General features: G+C 67.3%; 13 protein-coding genes. 2 read left to right on the forward strand and 11 right to left on the reverse strand.

Going from position 1 to position 17,335, the window contains the following annotated elements; translation table 11 throughout:
• Positions 1-99 precede the first annotated feature (99 nt).
• The 11 genes from V1Y59_RS00725 to V1Y59_RS00775 form a co-directional block, all read right to left on the reverse strand.
• Positions 100-702 (reverse strand): DUF4262 domain-containing protein, encoded by a 603-nt coding sequence (locus V1Y59_RS00725; RefSeq protein WP_330502928.1) that lies wholly within the window; start codon positions 700-702, stop codon positions 100-102.
• A 104-nt stretch (positions 703-806) separates the two neighbouring features.
• Positions 807-4,040, reverse strand: coding sequence for a helicase HerA domain-containing protein (locus V1Y59_RS00730; protein WP_330502929.1), 3,234 nt, complete (start codon positions 4,038-4,040; stop codon positions 807-809).
• Entirely contained in the window at positions 4,040-4,702 is a 663-nt protein-coding gene (locus tag V1Y59_RS00735) for a MarR family transcriptional regulator (RefSeq protein WP_330502930.1), read from the reverse strand. Before V1Y59_RS00735 ends, V1Y59_RS00730 begins: the two co-directional genes overlap by 1 nt.
• 11 nt (positions 4,703-4,713) lie before the next feature.
• Positions 4,714-5,826 carry an endonuclease domain-containing protein gene (locus V1Y59_RS00740; protein WP_330502931.1) on the reverse strand — a complete coding sequence of 371 codons (1,113 nt, stop codon included), beginning with the start codon at positions 5,824-5,826 and terminating at the stop codon, positions 4,714-4,716.
• Between the two features lie 182 nt (positions 5,827-6,008).
• Positions 6,009-7,247: a nitrate/nitrite transporter gene (locus V1Y59_RS00745; protein WP_330502932.1), complete on the reverse strand. Its 1,239-nt coding sequence runs from the start codon at positions 7,245-7,247 to the stop codon at positions 6,009-6,011.
• Positions 7,248-7,269: 22 nt separating this feature from the next.
• Positions 7,270-8,016, reverse strand: a complete 747-nt coding sequence (gene narI / locus V1Y59_RS00750; RefSeq protein WP_330502933.1) for a respiratory nitrate reductase subunit gamma — start codon at positions 8,014-8,016, stop codon at positions 7,270-7,272.
• Between the two features lie 5 nt (positions 8,017-8,021).
• On the reverse strand, positions 8,022-8,702 hold the full coding sequence (gene narJ, locus V1Y59_RS00755; RefSeq protein WP_330502934.1) for a nitrate reductase molybdenum cofactor assembly chaperone: 681 nt from the start codon (positions 8,700-8,702) through the stop codon (positions 8,022-8,024).
• Complete coding sequence (narH, locus tag V1Y59_RS00760; RefSeq protein ID WP_330502935.1) at positions 8,699-10,363, reverse strand: nitrate reductase subunit beta; 1,665 nt, start codon at positions 10,361-10,363, stop codon at positions 8,699-8,701. Before narH ends, narJ begins: the two co-directional genes overlap by 4 nt.
• Positions 10,363-14,079 (reverse strand): nitrate reductase subunit alpha, encoded by a 3,717-nt coding sequence (locus tag V1Y59_RS00765; RefSeq protein WP_330502936.1) that lies wholly within the window; start codon positions 14,077-14,079, stop codon positions 10,363-10,365. The genes narH and V1Y59_RS00765 overlap by 1 nt, the downstream gene beginning before the upstream one ends.
• A gap of 114 nt (positions 14,080-14,193) precedes the next feature.
• A complete protein-coding gene (locus V1Y59_RS00770; protein ID WP_330502937.1) occupies positions 14,194-14,523 on the reverse strand; it encodes a cupin domain-containing protein in 330 nt (109 codons plus the stop codon).
• Between the two features lie 73 nt (positions 14,524-14,596).
• Complete coding sequence (locus V1Y59_RS00775; protein ID WP_330502938.1) at positions 14,597-15,700, reverse strand: PQQ-dependent sugar dehydrogenase; 1,104 nt, start codon at positions 15,698-15,700, stop codon at positions 14,597-14,599.
• Between the two features lie 95 nt (positions 15,701-15,795).
• Here V1Y59_RS00775 and V1Y59_RS00780 point away from each other — a divergent pair, with 95 nt between their 5' ends.
• A complete protein-coding gene (locus tag V1Y59_RS00780) occupies positions 15,796-16,464 on the forward strand; it encodes a hypothetical protein (protein WP_431309070.1) in 669 nt (222 codons plus the stop codon).
• Between the two features lie 461 nt (positions 16,465-16,925).
• A complete protein-coding gene (gene rpsH, locus V1Y59_RS00785) occupies positions 16,926-17,324 on the forward strand; it encodes a 30S ribosomal protein S8 (protein ID WP_330432702.1) in 399 nt (132 codons plus the stop codon).
• Positions 17,325-17,335 lie beyond the last annotated feature (11 nt).

The raw sequence follows: 17,335 nt of genomic DNA on the forward strand, positions 1-17,335 counted from the left end.
TTCCGTAGTACGGCACGCACGCCACACGGGCGTGGCGACAACGGAATCGCAGATCTGACGATCGGCCCCACCTCCGCGACGGAGGTGGGGCCGATCGTGTTATCCGGCAGTCGGTTTGCGGCGCCGACGTTCCCGTCGATTCGGCCCCTGACTGCGCGAGATGACGCGGCGGCCGACGACTCGGGCCTCGGGATCGGGGAGAACGCCCTTCACCGGCTGATGCACCGGCTCGAGCGCATAGTCCTCATCCCACGGGAATCGGCCCCAGTCGTCGGGCCACACCACCTGTAGCGCCGGCGCATCGGGGAACAGGACGTTGCTGATGCTCATGTCGTCCTTGTCGATCAGCTCGACGAGGCGGACCGGTACGTCCAACACGCCGACGCAGATCTCCGTGCCGGCCTGTACGAGTTCGGTCCAGTCGCACCGATGCAACACATCCCCGAGTTCGTTGATCACCGCCGCCGAGGTCGCGGCATCGAGACCGTAGACGATGAGCTCGGGGATGGAATGCAGAGTCAGTCCGGTCGAGTAGGCGAAGGCGCAGTCGGGCGGTTCACATTTGTCCGCACACTCGGCGCACAACTCCGACACCGAGGTGACCGACCACCCGTACGCGCGTATGCGGTGCAGTGTGTCCTGGACGAGTGGCTCGGGATGCCAGCGCGGCAACCCCCGGATCGCGGCGGCGTGGTCCGACATGTTCGCTCCTTTGTTCGAAGGTGCGATCCAGTAGACCAGGCGGGTCCGACAGGTTCATCCGACTCCAAGCGACCGACGGAGACGAGCCATCGGCGCAGCGCGGATCAGCCCGCCGATCGCTGCGCGATCCCGACCACCTCGTCCTCGGTGGGCGGACTCGGCGGGTGATGACTCAAGCAGAGCGGGGTCGTCACCTTGGTGAACCCGGCACCCTCGCGCGCGACGTAGAACACGCCGGTGCTCAGGCGCCCGACGTCGCCGATCGAACTGCCCTTCGCGCGGGCGATCTCCTGCGCGGTCGCGATCTGCACAGGTGCGTTGAGCATGCCGAAGAACTGCGTGGCGGAATTGCCGGGGATCTTGGCGTTGAGACCCTTGGGTGCCTGCGTCGCGAACACCAGGCCGAGTCCGTACTTGCGTGCCTGCGACACCAACGCCAACGTGCTCTGCAGGCAGGCGGTGCCACGGTCGGCGGGCGCATAGTTCTGCGCTTCGTCCATCACGAAGAGTCCGCCGAGCGGCCGCCCCTCGGCGGGGTGCTTCTTGATCCACGCGAACAGCGCCATCTGCAGTTCGTTGACGAAGTTCTGTCTCTTGTCATCGCTGGCCAACGCGGAGAGGTTGATCACCGAGACGCGGGCGCGATACCCCGGAGACGGCGTGAGCAGGATCGCGGGGTCCGCGGGTGCTCCGGTGCCGCCGAAGAGCGGGTCGTATGCGCGTGCGGCCTTGAGGTTCTCGGCCATCTCGGCGGCATAGCGGCGCGCCTCCCGCAGCCCGCTGACGTCGTCGGGCAGGTCCGTCAGCAGGTCGATGAACTCGACGATCCCGCCGGAGTGTCGTCGACCGAAATAGCGCAGAGAGTCCATCAACACGGCCCGTGACTGCGTGGCCTTGGCGGTCTTGCCGCCGACCATCGCCCGGGGGATGAGTCCGGCCGTCGCCGCTTCCACGGCTGCCTCGAACTCGTCTGCGTCGTCGGCGACCTCACTCAGATCCGGGAGCGGGCGAAAGCTCAACGGACGGCCCGACGAACGGCCCGGGGTGAACACGGCGACCTCGGTCCCGGCGATGTAGTCGGCGGCCTTGTCGCGTTCCGCGTCGTCGGCCCACGTGCGCTCGTCGTCCGGCCATGCCGAGCCGAGCCGCGACAGATCGTTGTTCACGTCCAACACGATCGACGAGACACCCTGCAGCGCACATTCTTCGATGATCCGTCGGATCAGGACGGTCTTGCCGGAGCCGGACCCGGCGAAGATCGAGGTGTGTTTGCGCAGGGCCTCGAGTGCGATGGTGACCGGACGTCCGGACCCGACCTCCGCACCCACGGTGATCGTCCCGGCGTCGGCATCGCCACCGATGATCGGCGCAGGTGGCCGTGCGGCGGCGCCGAGCACGACACTCGTGGCCGACTCGCTGAGCGCGGACACCGCGTAGCGGTCGCCGCTGCGATCGGGCGTGACGGCGGAACGGCCCCGTGGCCGTTCGTGTCGCGCCGGCTGGTCGGTCCGGACGAGGTCGTCGACCGTTGCGGCAGGCGGGACGGCGCGCGCGGCGGGCTCGAGGATCTCCGCGATGAAACCGACTCGAGCGGCGGGGTTTCGGCGGGCGGTCCATTCGCTGAGGAATTCCGAACGCTCCGAACGTATCCGCGCGAGTGCGGTGAGGATCGTGATGTCGTCGTCGGTCCAGGCGACGACCCGTCCACCCCGCTGGTGGAGTTCGGTGACCATCTCCGCGGTCTTGGCCCCCGACGGCCAGGGGCCGCGGCGGAGGATGACCAGGGTGCGTGCGGCGCTGCCGAGCGACAGCCCGGCGGCGGTCGTCGCGTTGGCGAGACGGGCCTGCACCGAGCGTGGGTGCGTGGCCGAGACGGCCCGGAAGCTCCACGATTCCTCGGCATCGGTCTCGGGATCGAGAATCCGCGCGATCCGTCCGTGGAGCACGGCTTTGGGACTGGGCTTGGGGTCCTGGCGGAAGGCATCGCCGGTGTCGCCGAGTGCCTCGATCCAGGAGGCAAACCCGGCCTGCAACAGAGCCGGCACGGTCTGATCCTCCGACTCCGGCGTCAGGGCGAGGGACGGATCGGCCGCCGCGAGCAGCTCCGCGAAGCGCTGATCGAGTTGTGCCAGTTCCGGTTTCTCGTCGTCGGTGGGTATCGTCTCGACCGGCGTGTCGGTGGTCAACGACGCCATCTCGCGGAAGACGTCGGCGCGCAGACATGCCCCGATGTGGCGGTCCACGGTCCGCATCAGTTCCCGGGGCGTGAAGTCGACCGACGCGGCCAGCGCGGTATCGGTCACCGGCCATGTCGCATACGGCGGTGTGAAGTCGGCCTCGGCGAAGCAAGGCGCGAAACGTTTGGCCAGCAACGCCCGGCCGAAATCCGCCGAACCGGGACGCTGCAGGCGCGGTGGTTGGCGGAAGCGGTCCATCGCCGACGCCATGACATTGGCTTCCAGATACTCCCACGCCGCGGTGATCGACGAGACCACCGCCGCGGTCCGGCTCATCGTCTCGCGGATCGACATCAGTCCGTGGGCGACCTTCTCCACGGAGTTCTCGTCGTGCCGGTTCTCCGACTTCGCCGCCTCGATCAACGTGTCGATCTGATCGATGGCGAGGACGGTCGCGCCGTCGAACGCGATGATGCGCGAGATGTTCTCGACGATCTCCTGATAGCCGAGTCGAGCATTGCGGATACCCCACTCCGCCAGCTCTTCTCCGTCGTCGACGTCGAGATGCAGAAACGCCTCGCCGAGGTCCTTGGTGGCGAAGTCGTCGGCTTCGGTCAACACCAGCGCACGCAGGATGTGCTGGGAGCGCCGTCGGTGGCGTGAGTGCGTGGTGTAGACAGTGGTCACGTACCGGTTGAGGATCTCGGGTGTGACGGCGACCTCGCCTGTGACCGCCGAGAGGTCGTCCGGGCCGACGCCGGTGGCGCGTCCGAGGTGATCGAGCAGCTGCGCCAGCTGAGAGCGGTGCGTCGGGGTGGGCCGGCTGAGATCCTCCAACATGGCGACGAGGACCGAGCGCCAGAAGTCCTCGCCGTCGAGGAGCTTCACCAGGAAGAAGTAGCCGCCGGCGTCCTGTACGCGTTCGCGGACCTGCCCGAGCAGATGCGTCTTGCCGGCACCGGCGGGACCGCGCACGGCGACACCGAGCGGACTGGCGGCCTTGCTGCGTTGTGCATCGGCGAACGCCCGCATGATGTCGCCGACGATGGGCTCATGCAGGCCCGGCACATGCAGCGGTGCCTGCGGCCCCCACACGTCGTCGGGTGTCGCGGCCCAGTCGAGCCGGATCGATTCCATTGCCTGGCGGGTCGTTTCGTCCATCACAGCTCCTCGATGGCAAAGAGGTGGCACGCCTGGGTGCCCACGATGACGGCCGCCGCACGGTCGGCGTCGGTGAGCAGCGCACGATCCTCCTGCGGGATCAGGCTGACCCCCGGTGCGCGCTGCAGGTTCACCAACGCGCTGTCGAGAGTGGCCGCGTCGACGTCGTCGAGTCCGGCGCGCAGGGCCGACAGGGTGACCCAGGCGCCGGGTCGGGCGGCCAGTTCCGCGTACGCGCCGCGGATACGTTCCTCGAGCGGCGATGCCGCCTTCTGCTCGGTAAGCGGAGTCGCCCCAGCCCGGAACACCTCTGCCCGGAATACCTCTGCCCGGAACACCTCGTGGAGACGGAGATCCTCGGCGGTGAGATATCGTCCGACACCGGCCATGACCGCGTACAGCGCCCGGATCGGTGGCTGCGCACCCTTCGGCGGTGCTTCGGTGAGTTCTCGTGCGCACCAGGCCCACCCGCGGTCGGTGAGGGTGTGTACGAAGCTGTTGCGCGGCCCTTTCGCCGAGTCGATGAGTCCGAGGTCGTTCAATGTCTCGCGGCTCTTCTTCGTCAGTTCGGGTGCCAGTGCCCGCAATTCCGGATTGGGCACGTCACGGGCCTGCGACATGAGGACGAACAGGACCGCACTCTGTGATGGCGTGAGCGACACGTGTTCCAACGTCAATGACTCCTCGGACGGGTGACCGGGTGTGGGACGGGTGCCGACGCAACACGGTCGGCGAGGACATGGCGGATCTCGTCGACCACGAGTCCGACATCGGTGAGGACCTGCGCATTCGGGTAGCGGAGCACGATGAACCCGTGACGTTGCAGCATGTTGTCCCGGGCGCGGTCGGCGGCGTATTTGCCGGGCTGCCGGTGGTCGTCACCGTCGACCTCGACGACCACCCGGGCACGTGGCCAGTGCACGTCCACGATCGCCGTCGGCGCCATCGGATCGATGTCGTCGAGCCGGCGGTTCCATTGCCGGTCGCGGGCCCACGGATGGCGCCGCAGGGCGCGCTCCAACGTCTGCTCGGCGATGCTGTGCGGAGCAGGCATGCCCTCGAGCCGGCTGGCGGACATCACCTGCGGCGCAGGCTCATCTGGTTCGGAAACGGGCCCCGACGGGGCCACCGGCGATGAGCGGAGACGGCCGCGGACCGTCGAGCATCGGGTCACGTCGGGGAGGGTGTCGGCCGGTAGCCATACCGGGAGGTCGCCGTGCTCGGCGACCCAGCCGACGCCTGCGGCCACGACGTCCTGGGTGGTCCGGTCGAGGTCCGGGGGAGCGGTGACGGCGAGGACCACGGTGTCGCGGCCATATCCGTGGCGCAGGAGCCGGACCAGGCCGCGGGCGCGGAGCTCGGGTGACTGATGCGAGCGGCACGGTGATCCGGTCGCTGCCGCCCGGGCCAGTTCGACGACGAAGGGCCGATGGTCGGCCCCGATCGCGGCCAGGTCGCGGGCGCGGTCCTCGGCGTCGGCGACGTCGATGCCCACGGATGCGTCGTAGCCCAGCCATGCGGGTGCCGTGGACACCACGATCTGCTCGATCGCGTCGAGGATCTCCTCGACGACGCCACGGGCCGACAGCGACCGCGGGCCACAGTAGGCCAGGATCACCGGAAGATCGCGCCCGACGTCGGCGATCAGGGCATCGATGTCTGCGCGGTGCACGTCGACCAGCCGCACCACCCGGCCCGTCCGTGCGGCACCGGCGATCCAGTCGCGTCGCGCGGTGTGTTCCGATAGCCGGTCCTCGACCGTCGGTGGCGGGGGAACAGGCTTCATCGGTGAGGAATATATCGCTTCGCGCCGACAGCGGCTCATCGGCACGGAGCGTCCCACGGTCCACCGGCGCCTGAGGCGCGAGGAGCGCAAGCGACGAGCCGCCCACCGGTCCCTGAGGTGCGAGGAGCGCAAGCGACGAGCCACGAAGGGCTCCGTGGAGGCACCCTCCGCACGCGCCGGGCTCAGGGAGCGGGTGACCCGTCCGTCGGCGACTCGCGGACCGCCCGCTTCTTGATCCCGAAGAGCGTGAACAGCGCCGCGCCGGTCGCGAACACCACCAGTAGCGCGAGACCGATCGTGTAGCTGTGTTCCTCGGCGTTGTAGGTCGCGCCCATCACCATCGGCGGGAAGAAGCCGCCGAGCCCGCCGGCGGCGCCGACGATGCCGGTGACGGATCCGACCCGTTCGGCCGGTGCGGCCTGCGCCACCCAGGTGAACACCGAGCCGGAGCCGAGGCCCATACACGCTGCCATCAACACGAAGTTGAGACCGGCGGGGAGTTCGAGCGGAGGCTCGGTGATCATCCAGATCGCGAGCACCGCAGCGCCGGCGCACGAGATGAAGGTGATCATGCGCGGACCGAAGCGGTCCGAGAAGACGCCGCCGATCGGGCGTGCGATCACCGCGGCGAGTGCGAAGCCCGCGGTTCGGGTGCCGGCGGCCTGCAGATCGAAGTCGTAGACGTCCTTGAGGTAGGTCGGCAGATAGGTGGAGAACGCGACGAACCCACCGAACGTCGCCGCGTACAGGAACGACATCTGCCAGGTGATCGGAAGTTTCGCGGCGGCAACCAACTTGGGTGTCACCGCGGCGCGGTTGGGTTGCCATACGGGGGAGTCGTGCATGAACATCCACACGATGACCGCCACCGCGACCAGCGCCACCGCGACGATGACGTGTGTGGTGACGTAGCCGAACCAGTCGACGAATCGCGGGGTGAAGAACGCCGACAGCGCGGTTCCGCCCATGCCCGCGCCGAAGATGCCGGTCGCGAATCCACGTTTGGACGGTTCGTACCAGGCGTTCACGAAGGGGATGCCCACGGCGAACGTCGTGCCGGAGATGCCGAGGAAGAAGCCGATGACGAGCATCATCGGGTAGGAACCGAGTTCTCCTGCGACGGCGACGAGTACGACGAACGGTGCGGTTGCGACCAGCAGCACCGGGAACATGAGCCGGCCGCCGTAGCGGTCGGTGAGCGCGCCGGTGAGGATGCGCCCGACGGAGCCGACGACGATGGGTATCGCGACCAGGATCGATTTCTCGGTCGACGACAGGTTCATGATCTCGGCGTAGCGGACGCCGAGGGGTGCGATCAGGTTCCACGCCCAGAAGCTGATGCAGAACGCCAGTGTGGCCAGCGCGAGGTTCACACTCTGGCCCGATTTGAGTGCGGCGGGATTGCTGGTCGTGGTGGTCATCGTTGCGGGTCTTTCGTGGGTGTCATCGTTGACGATCCTTCGTTCCGACGGGAGCCCAACCGGGCCGGGACGAACGGCTGCCGGGTGCGTCGGCGACGTCGCGGCTCCGGTAGACGATGTAGGGCCGGAACAGGTAGTGCACCGGCGCGGTGAAGGCGTGGACGAGCCGGGTGAACGGCACCATGGCGAACACGAGCATCCCGACCAGGACGTGGATGTGGAACCGGAACGGGGCCGCGTTCATCGCGTCGATGTCGGGTTGCAGCAGGAAGATCGACCGGAACCACGGGGAGACGGTCTCCCGGTAGTTCACGCCCTCGGCGTCGGGCAATGTCCCGATGAGGGTGATGTAGACGCCCAGCACCAGCGCGGCGGTCAGGACGACGTACATCACTTTGTCGTTGGCGGTGGTCGCCATGAACACCGGCCCGGTTCGCCGGCGGCGATAGATGAGGATGGCCAGCCCGCCGAGGGTGGCGACACCGGCGACGAGGCCGAAGCCGGCCGCGACGATGTGGTACATGTGCTCGGACACGCCGATCGCGTCGGTCCACCTTTCCGGGATGACCAGACCCATTGCGTGCCCGATGATCACGACGAGGATGCCGAAATGGAACAGCGGGGATCCGATGCGCAGCAGACGGGACTCGTACAGCTCGGATGAGCGTGTGGTCCAACCGAACTTGTCGTAGCGGTAGCGCCAGATGGTGCCGCCGATCAGCAACAGCAGCGTGACGTATGGCAGCACCCCCCACAGCAGCACGTCCATTCAGGTCACCTCGCTCGCGACATCGACTCGGGTGCAACGGGGTTGGGTGAGATCGGCAGGAGGCGGGGGTCGAATGGCTCGAGCCCCACGGTCTCGATCGGCGTGGGCGCGTCACGCATCGCCATCACCGCCTGCCGGTCGGTCGGCGAGACCCCGGGCAGCGTGGTACAGACGGCGGCGACGACCTGCGCGTACTGGCTCTGTTGTTCGATGAGCGAGAGGCGTAACAGTTCGAGCGCCTGCCGGTGTTCGGTGAGGAGGTCGGTGCCGGCACGCGGGTCGACGCGCGCGGCGAACTCCAACACGATCGGCAGATGGTCGGGCAGTTCGCCGCGCAGGTCGACGAGGAACCCACCGTCGCGGTATCGCTGTTTGAACTCGCCGAGCACCGCGCCGCGACGGCGGGTGTCGCCTGCCGACCAGTAACTGAGATAGAGGGTGTGCTCGCGGGAGAGGTCGAATGTGTCGATGTACTGCTGCCGCAACGGCATCGGATCGGACTCGCGGACGTACGCGACGAACTCGCGGAGCGCAGACGAGGCGGCGTCGTCGACGGGTTGCTCGGCGAGCGCGGCGTCCAGCAATGGCATCATCGCGAGCACGTCGTCGTCGGGATAGCTCAGGCACACCGACGCCGCCTGGTGGATCACCGCCCGGTCCGCACCGCGAGATCGCCGCAGCCTCATGTGCGTTCCGATCGCCGCGGGAACAGGCCGTCGGGTGCACCGTTGCCGTCCCAGTTCAGCAGATTGGTGCGTCCGGCCAATGTCTCGGAACCGGCTGCGGTGTCGGTGGTCTGGCGTTGCTTCAGAGCGTGGAACGTCTCCACGGACACCGGTGCCGGGCGGCCGCTGGCCTCTCCGAACGCCGACGACTCGAACATTCCCGGTCCGTCGTCGTAGTCCAGCGAGCAACCCATCTCCTCGAGATCGTGTGCCTGCTCGAGGTGAGCCGTGGGGATCACGTACCGCTCGTCGTACTTGGCGATCGCCATCAACCGGTACATGCGGTAGATCTGCTCCTCGCTCATCCCGACCGCTGCGGGGATCGACGCGTCGAGCTCGCGGCCCAGCGTGACATCGCGCATGTAGGCGCGCATCGCCGCGAGTGTGCGCAGCACGTTCTCGATGACCGCGGTGTCGCCCGCGGTGAAGAGCTCGGCGAGGTAGTCGACCGGGATGCGCAGACTGTCGATGGCGCCGAACAGATTTCGGTGACTCTCGCCGTCGTGGCCCTGTTCGGTGAGCAGATCGACGATCGGTGAGAGCGGCGGCACGTACCAGACCATCGGCATGGTGCGGTACTCCGGATGCAGGGGCAGTGCGACACGGTACTTCTTGGCGAGCGCGTACACCGGTGACCGACGTGCCGCGTCCAGCCAGTCGTCCGGGATGCCCTGTGCGCGTGCCGCCTTGATGACCTCGGGATCTTCCGGATCGAGCATGAGGTCGAGTTGGGCCCGGTAGAGGTCCTGTTCGTCGGGGGTCGATGCCGCATCGGTGACGGCGTCGGCGTCGTAGAGGAACAGACCCAGGTAGCGCAGCCGCCCGACGCACGTCTCCGAGCACACGGTGGGTAGCCCGACCTCCACCCGCGGATAGCAGAAGGTGCACTTCTCGGCCTTGCCGGATTTGTGATTGAAGTAGATCTTCTTGTAAGGACAGCCGGTGATGCACTGTCGCCAGCCACGACACCGGTCCTGGTCGACCAGCACGATGCCGTCCTCGGATCGCTTGTAGATCGCTCCGGAGGGGCACGACGCCATGCAGGACGGGTTGAGGCAGTGTTCGCAGATCCGCGGCAGGTAGAACATGAAGGTCTGTTCGAAGCTGAACTTGATCGCATCCTCGGACTCGCGTCGCAGCTTCGCCACGATCGGGTCCAGCGCACCCATCTCCGGTGCGCCGCCGAGATTGTCGTCCCAGTTCGCCGACCAGGTGACCTTGGTGTCCTCGCCGGTGATCAGCGACTTCGGGCGGGCGACGGGGAAGTCGTCGCCGAGTGGTGCGTCCACCAGCGTCTGGTAGTCATAGGTCCACGGCTCGTAATAGTCGTCGAGAGTCGGTTGGACGGGACTGGCGAACAGCGTCAACAACTTCTGCAGGCGACCCCCGGTGCGCAACCGCAGCCGGCCCCGCTTGTTCAGCGTCCAACCGCCGCGCCACTGCTCCTGATCCTCGTATCGTCGCGGATAGCCCTGCCCCGGGCGCGTTTCCACATTGTTGAACCACACGTACTCGGTACCCGCCCGATTGGTCCAGGCCTGCTTGCAGGTCACCGAACAGGTGTGGCATCCGATGCACTTGTCCAGGTTCATCACCATGCCCATCTGGGCCATCACGCGCATCAGTAGGTCACCTCCTGGCTCCGCTTGCGAATCGTCGAGACCATGTCGCGCTGGTTGCCTGCCGGGCCCAGATAGTTGAAGGCGTACGACAGTTGGGCGTAACCGCCGATCATGTGGCTGGGCTTGACCAGCAGCCTGGTGACCGAGTTGTGGATGCCGCCGCGACGCCCGGTCGCCTCCGACTTCGGGACGTCGATCGTGCGTTCCTGGGCATGATGGACGTAACACACCCCCGCAGGCATGCGGTGACTCACGATCGCTCGGCACACGATGACGCCGTTGGCGTTGACGCATTCGATCCAGTCGTTGTCGGACACGTCGATCGAGGCCGCGTCATCGGGGCTGAGCCAGGCGGTGGGCCCGCCCCGCGACAGCGACAGCATGAAGAGGTTGTCCTGATACTCGGAGTGGATCGACCATTTGGAATGCGGGGTCAGGTAGCGGACCGTGATCTGCTTGCTCCCATCCGGCCCCAACTTCGGTTCGCCGAAGAGGCGATGCATGTCCAGCGGCGGACGATAGATGGGCAGCGACTCGCCGATGTCGATCATCCAGTCGTGATCGAGGTAGAAGTGCATCCGGCCGGTCAGCGTGTGAAAAGGCTTGAGGCGCTCGATGTTCACCGTGAACGGCGCGTAGCGGCGACCGCCGGTCTCCGATCCGGACCACTCCGGGGAGGTGATCACCGGCACGGGCGCCTGCTGCGTGTCGGCGAACCGAACCCGCTTCTCCTCGGAACCCCGGGCCAGGTCGTCGAGCAGGAAGCCCACGCGCTGCTGGAGTTTGCGGAATCCGTTGACGGCCAGTTCGCCGTTGGTGGTCCCGGACAGCGTCAGGATCGCCTCGGCGAGCTTCTCGTCGGTGTCGATCGCCGGACGGCCGTCGGCGGCACCGCCGAGCATGACCCCGTTGGAGTCGGCGAGTTTCGCCGTCTGCTCGGGCAGGTCGTAGGTGATGTTCTTGACGGTGAAACCCAACGAGTCGGCCAGCGGTCCGATCGCGGCGAGTTTGTCGGCGATCGCCGTGTAGTCGCGCTCGACGACACTGAAGACCGGCATGTTGCGACCCGGTCGCGCCGGCGCATCGCCGTGCCACCAATCCATCACCCGGCCGTGCGGTTGGGCGGTCTCGCCGGGGGTGTCGTGTTGCAACGGCACGCTGACCAGGTCGCGGCGCACGCCGAGATGGGTGCGCGCCAGATCGGACAACTTCTGCGCCAGCAGGTGGAACATCTCGAAGTCGGTCTTGGCCTCCCACGGCGGGTCGATCGCCGGTGAGAAGGCGTGCACGAACGGATGCATGTCGGTCGAGGACAGATCGTGTTTCTCGTACCAGGTGGCGGCGGGGAACACCACGTCGGACAGCAGCGTGGTCGACGTCATCCGGAAGTCGGCCGACATCAGCAGGTCGAGCTTGCCCTCCGGTGCCTCGTCGTGCCAGGTGACGTCGCGGGGGCGCGGCGTGTTGGGATTCTCGTCGCCGAGCACGTTGTGGTGGGTGCCCAGCAGATGGCGGAGGAAGTACTCGTTGCCCTTCGCCGACGACCCCATCAGATTGGAGCGCCAGAGCACCAACGTGCGGGGCCAGTTCTCCGGGGCGTCGATGTCGGAGATCGCCGGGGTCAACTCGCCTGAGGTGAGTTGTTGCGCCACATAGCTTCCCACGTTCTCGGCGGTGCCGTCCCCGACTGCGGCGTCGGCCGCCGCGGCGACGTCGAGCGGGTTGGCGGAGAACTGGGGGTAGAACGGCATCCAACCCAGACGTGCCGCCTGCGCGATGGCGTCGGCGGTGTGCTGCTCACCGAGTACGCCGCGGGCGAGCGGAGAGGTCAGTGACCCGGTGGAGTAGCCGTCGTTGCGCCACTGGTCGGTATGCATGTACCAGTAGGAGGTCCCGGTCATGGTGCGCGGCGGCCGGGTCCAGTCCAACGCGTTGGCCAGGGATATCCAGCCGGTGATCGGCCGGCACTTCTCCTGGCCGACGTAGTGTGCCCACCCGCCGCCGTTGCGGCCCATACATCCGGTGAGGATGAGCAGCGACAAGATGGCCCGATAGGTCGCGTCCCCGTGGAACCACTGGCAGATGCCGGCACCCATGATGATCATCGAGCGGCCGTCGGACTCGTCGGCGTTGGTCGCGAACTCACGTGCGACCCGGATCGCGGCCTCGGCCGGCACGCTGGTGATCTCGGCCTGCCAGGCAGGGGTGTACGGGATGGTGGCGTCGTCGTAGCCGCTCGGCCACTCGCCGGGCAGACCGTCGCGGGCCACCCCGTACTGCGCGAGCATCAGGTCGAACACCGTGGTGACCAGGTGGCCCCGGAGGCGCCGGGCGGGCACACCCCGCCGCAGCACGGTACCGCTGCCGTCGGGGGAGTCGAAGGCGGGGAACGACACCTCCACCGGCTCGGCGTCGTCGCCGTACAGGCTGAGAGCGGGGGTCACGCCCTCGAGGTCGAGATTCCAGCGCCCGATGCCGGACTCGGCGTACCGGAAACCCATGGACCCGTTGGGAACCACAGGCTCACCGGTGCTCTCGTCCAGCAGGACGGTTTTCCAGACGTCCTCGTCCGCGACGCTCTCGGTCACCTCGTCGGCGGTCACGAACTTCCCGGGAACGTATGTCGCGCCGACGCTCTCGCCGCCGTCGTGCTCATCGAGGTGGATCAGGAACGGCAGGTCGGTGTACGTGCGGACGTAGTCGTCGAAGAACGGCGTGCGCCGCGCGACGAAGAACTCGGTGAGGATCACGTGACCCATCGCCATGGCCAGCGCAGCATCGGTTCCGGCCTGCGCGGGCAACCACTCGTCGGCGAACTTGGTGTTGTCGGCGTAGTCGGGGCTGACCGTGACGACCTTGGTCCCGCGATAGCGCACCTCGGCCATCCAGTGCGCGTCCGGCGTGCGGGTGACCGGCACATTGGAGCCCCACATCATCAGATATGTCGCGTCCCACCAGTCGCCGGATTCCGGGACGTCGGTCTGGTCGCCGAAGACCTGCGGGCTGGCGACCGGGAGGTCGGCGTACCAGTCGTAGAACGACGTCATCACGCCGCCGATCAGCTGGATGAACCGGGTGCCCACGCAGTGCGACACCATCGACATCGCCGGGATCGGCGAGAAACCGGTGCATCGGTCGGGACCGTAGGTCTTGATGGTGTGGACGTGTGCGGCGGCGGCTATCTCGATGGCCTCGTCCCAGGAGACACGCACGAGACCGCCTTTGCCGCGGGCCTGTTGGTAGGAGCGCCGGCGTAGCGGGTCGCCGACCACGTCGGCCCACGCCAGGACCGGATCCCCCAGGCGCCCCTTGGCTTCCCGGAACATCTCCACCAGGACGCCGCGGGCGTATGGGTACCGGACGCGGGTGGGCGAGTAGGTGTACCACGAAAAGGCCGCGCCCCGTGGACATCCCCGCGGCTCGTACTCGGGCCGATCTGGCCCGACGGACGGGTAGTCGGTCTCCTGGGTCTCCCAGGTGATGATCCCGTCCTTGACATAGACCTTCCAGGAACACGATCCGGTGCAATTGACTCCGTGGGTCGATCGGACCACCTTGTCGTGGCTCCACCGGTCGCGATAGAAGACGTCGCCGGCGCGCCCGCCGCGACGGAACACCGCACGGCCGTCGTCCGTCTCGTCCCACCGGGTGAAGAATCTGCCGATGTCCAACAGAGCCTTCGCCGCTTCACCGTCCACCCCCGATGATCGGGCCATGTCCCGACGATACGAGTGTTCGGTCTCCGTTTCGTGAAATGCGGGAATTCAGTGCGTGAACGTGATGAGCTCACATCGTCTTTGGGCGTGTGTGAGGTTTGTCGCGGTCTGGGGTCAGCCCGTCACCACGGTCAGCAGCACGGCGGAATCCTGTTGCGCGGCAAGTCCGTGACGTTCGGGCGGAATCACCACCAGGTCCCCGTCGACACCTTCCCAGTCCCCGTTCGCGGTGGTGAGCGTGACGTGGCCGCGGAGAACCTGAAGGCTTGCCTCGCCGGGACTCTCGTGATCGGTGAGCCGGTTTCCGGCGACGAGAGCGATGACGGTCTGGCGCAGTCGGTGGTCGGCGCTGCCGTAGAGCGTCTGCGCGGCCCGGCCGCTGCGAGCGGAATGCGCAGAGGTGAGAAGTTGGTCGACCAGTTCGGGCAGGTGCGTGGCGTCCATACCGTCAACTCTGGCACCGATTCCGGCCACGAGCGCGGTTTCCGGTCGAAGTGATACGTGTCGACCGGCGCGACTACACCGTGACCCGCAGAATGCGATCGTCGCCGGTGGCCGGACGCCCGCGCCCGTCGGTGTTGCTGGTGCTCACCCACAACGAACCGTCGGGCGCCGCGGCGACGGCACGGAGGCGTCCGTAGGTGTCCGTGAACTGGCTGCGCGGTTCCCCCACGGCGCTCGTCGATCCGTCGCCGAGCGGGATCGTCCACAGTCGCCGCCCCCGCAATGCCGCCATGTAGGCGGTGCCACCGATGATCGCGAGCCCTGCGGGAGAGGCCTCATCCGTCGACCAGGTGACGGCCGGGGAGATGAAGCGGGGATCGTCGGACTCGCCCTCGAACTCGGGCCAGCCGTAGTTGCCGCCCCGTTCGATCAGGTTCAGTTCGTCGCGCCGGTCCTGTCCGAACTCGCTGGCCCACAACCGACCCGAGGCGTCGAACGCCAGCCCCTCGTTGTTCCGGTGGCCCATCGACCAGACCTCGTTGTCGAACGGGTTGTCCGGCGCCGGTCGGCCGTCGTCGTCGACCCGGAGGATCTTGCCGTTCAGCGCGTTGACATCCTGGGCGACATCAGGTTCGGCCGCATCGCCGACGGCGACGTAGAGGTAGCCGTCCGGTCCCCGGACGATGGGGCCGCCGTGGTGATTGAACGCCATGTCGAGGCCGGTGATCAGCGGGCGTGGATTCGAGACCCGGTTGCCGTCGAAGTCCATGCGGACCAGTCGGTTGTCGTTCTCGGTCGTGTAATAGACGAAGACCGCACTCTCGTCCGGTGCGAGTGCGATGCCTTGCAGACCTCCTTCGCCGCGGGGGGCCGCATCGGACACGTCACCGACCGTCGCGACGTCGCCGCTCGGGGAGACCCGCACGATCGTGGCGTCGTCGCGCTGGGTCACCAGTGCGGAGCCGTCCTGTAGGAAGGCGATCGCCCACGGCACGTTCAGTCCCTCGGCGACGACGCCGGAAACCGTGGGTTCTGTTGCCGGTGCGGCAGGTGTCGCCGGATCGGGCGAGGACGGGGGAGTGGACGGCGCCGCGGTCTGGTCGGCATCCGCGCACGAGGCCACCCACACGGAGAGGCCGGCCACGGCGCCCGCGGTCAGGAACTGTCGGCGATCCATGTTCTCGATGGTGCCCGAAATGCCAGATGTCTGGGCCGAACCGTGGCTCGGTGAATCGGTGCACCTGGCTTCGACGACCGGCTACCGTGCCGGTGATGAAGATGATGGCCGCCGTGTGGGGTGACGACCTGTCGGTGTTTCTGTCGGCAGACTTCCGGGATGCCTGCCTCGGCGCCGGCGCCGAACGGGTGCAGGTGAACCTGTGCGATGGCGCCGTGGCGGGGGCCATGCGCATCAGTGAACTCGATCCGCCGATCGACGCGGTCGTGAGTTTCTGGGTTCCCGCGCCGCAACCCGTGCTCGATCTCCTCGCCGACCTGGTGCCGCGAGTGGCCGCCTGGTCGGTGACAGAACGCCTACCCCTGACGTATGCGACGCCGGGTGACGGTAGTCGGGTCGACGCACTTGCGAATGTCGCCTTCCTGCGCCGGCCGGGTGATCTGGCCCAGGCCGAGTGGCTCAGGCGCTGGTTGGAGGAGCACACCCAGGTCGCCATCGAGACCCAGGCGACGTTCGGGTACGTCCAGAACGTCGTCGACGAGCCGCTGACCCCGGATGCCCCGCTCGTCGATGCGATCGTCGAGGAACTGTTCCCGATGGCCGCGGTCGCCGACATGCACGCGTTCTACGGCAGTGGGGGAGACCAGGCGGAGTTGGAGCGACGGATGACGCGGATGCTGGAGAGCGTCGTGCGGTTCGGGGCCGACCGCAACCTCGACGTGGTGCCGACGTCGCGCTACGACTTCGATTTCTCCGCCGGTTGATCTCGATACACCGACTCGCTGCCGCTCGCCGGCTACTCGATCAGCGAGTGGGGGTGGCCGATCGCCGCTGGAGCACCCCACCTGCTGGTTGAGTAGCGCCGCGCGAGTTCATCGCCGGTGGGGGTGGGGTACTTCTGCTGGTTGAGTAGCGCCGCGCGAGCTTGCGAGCCGGCGCGTATCGAAACCCGGTGACCCGAGCCCGCCAACACCCCCCGCGAGGACCATCCCGCAGCGATTTGGGTCTGGCCAGCCAATTCTCTACACTTGAACGGTTGCCTGCGCTCTGCGGGCTCGCCATCACAACAGAATAGTCGCCGGTGCCGGTGAAGAGCCAAGGGCATCGGCGGCGAGAACCTTATGCACAACTATCCACTTCGTGGAAGGCCCACCGCAGGTCAGGGATCATTTTCCCGCGTCCGGCGCTGTATGGGAACCGCTACGAGAAAGGTTGACGGTCAACCATGACCATGACTGACCCGATCGCAGACTTCTTGACACGTCTGCGTAACGCCAACTCGGCGTTCCACGACGAGGTGACCCTGCCGTCGTCGAAGATCAAGGTGAACATCGCCGAGATCCTCAAGCGCGAGGGCTACATCACCGACTACCGCACCGAAGATGCGGAGATCGGCAAGAACCTCGTCGTCTCCCTGAAGTACGGCCCGAGCCGTGAGCGCAGCATCGCTGGTCTGCGCCGCGTGTCGAAGCCGGGTCTGCGGGTGTATGCAAAGTCCACCAACCTGCCCAAGGTGCTGGGCGGCCTCGGCGTGGCCATCATCTCCACGTCGTCGGGTCTGCTCACCGACCGTCAGGCAGCCAACCAGGGCGTGGGCGGCGAAGTCCTCGCCTACGTCTGGTAAGGGAGGCCTCA

This window comes from Gordonia prachuapensis, assembly GCF_036350515.1.
GTDB lineage: Bacteria > Actinomycetota > Actinomycetes > Mycobacteriales > Mycobacteriaceae > Gordonia > Gordonia prachuapensis.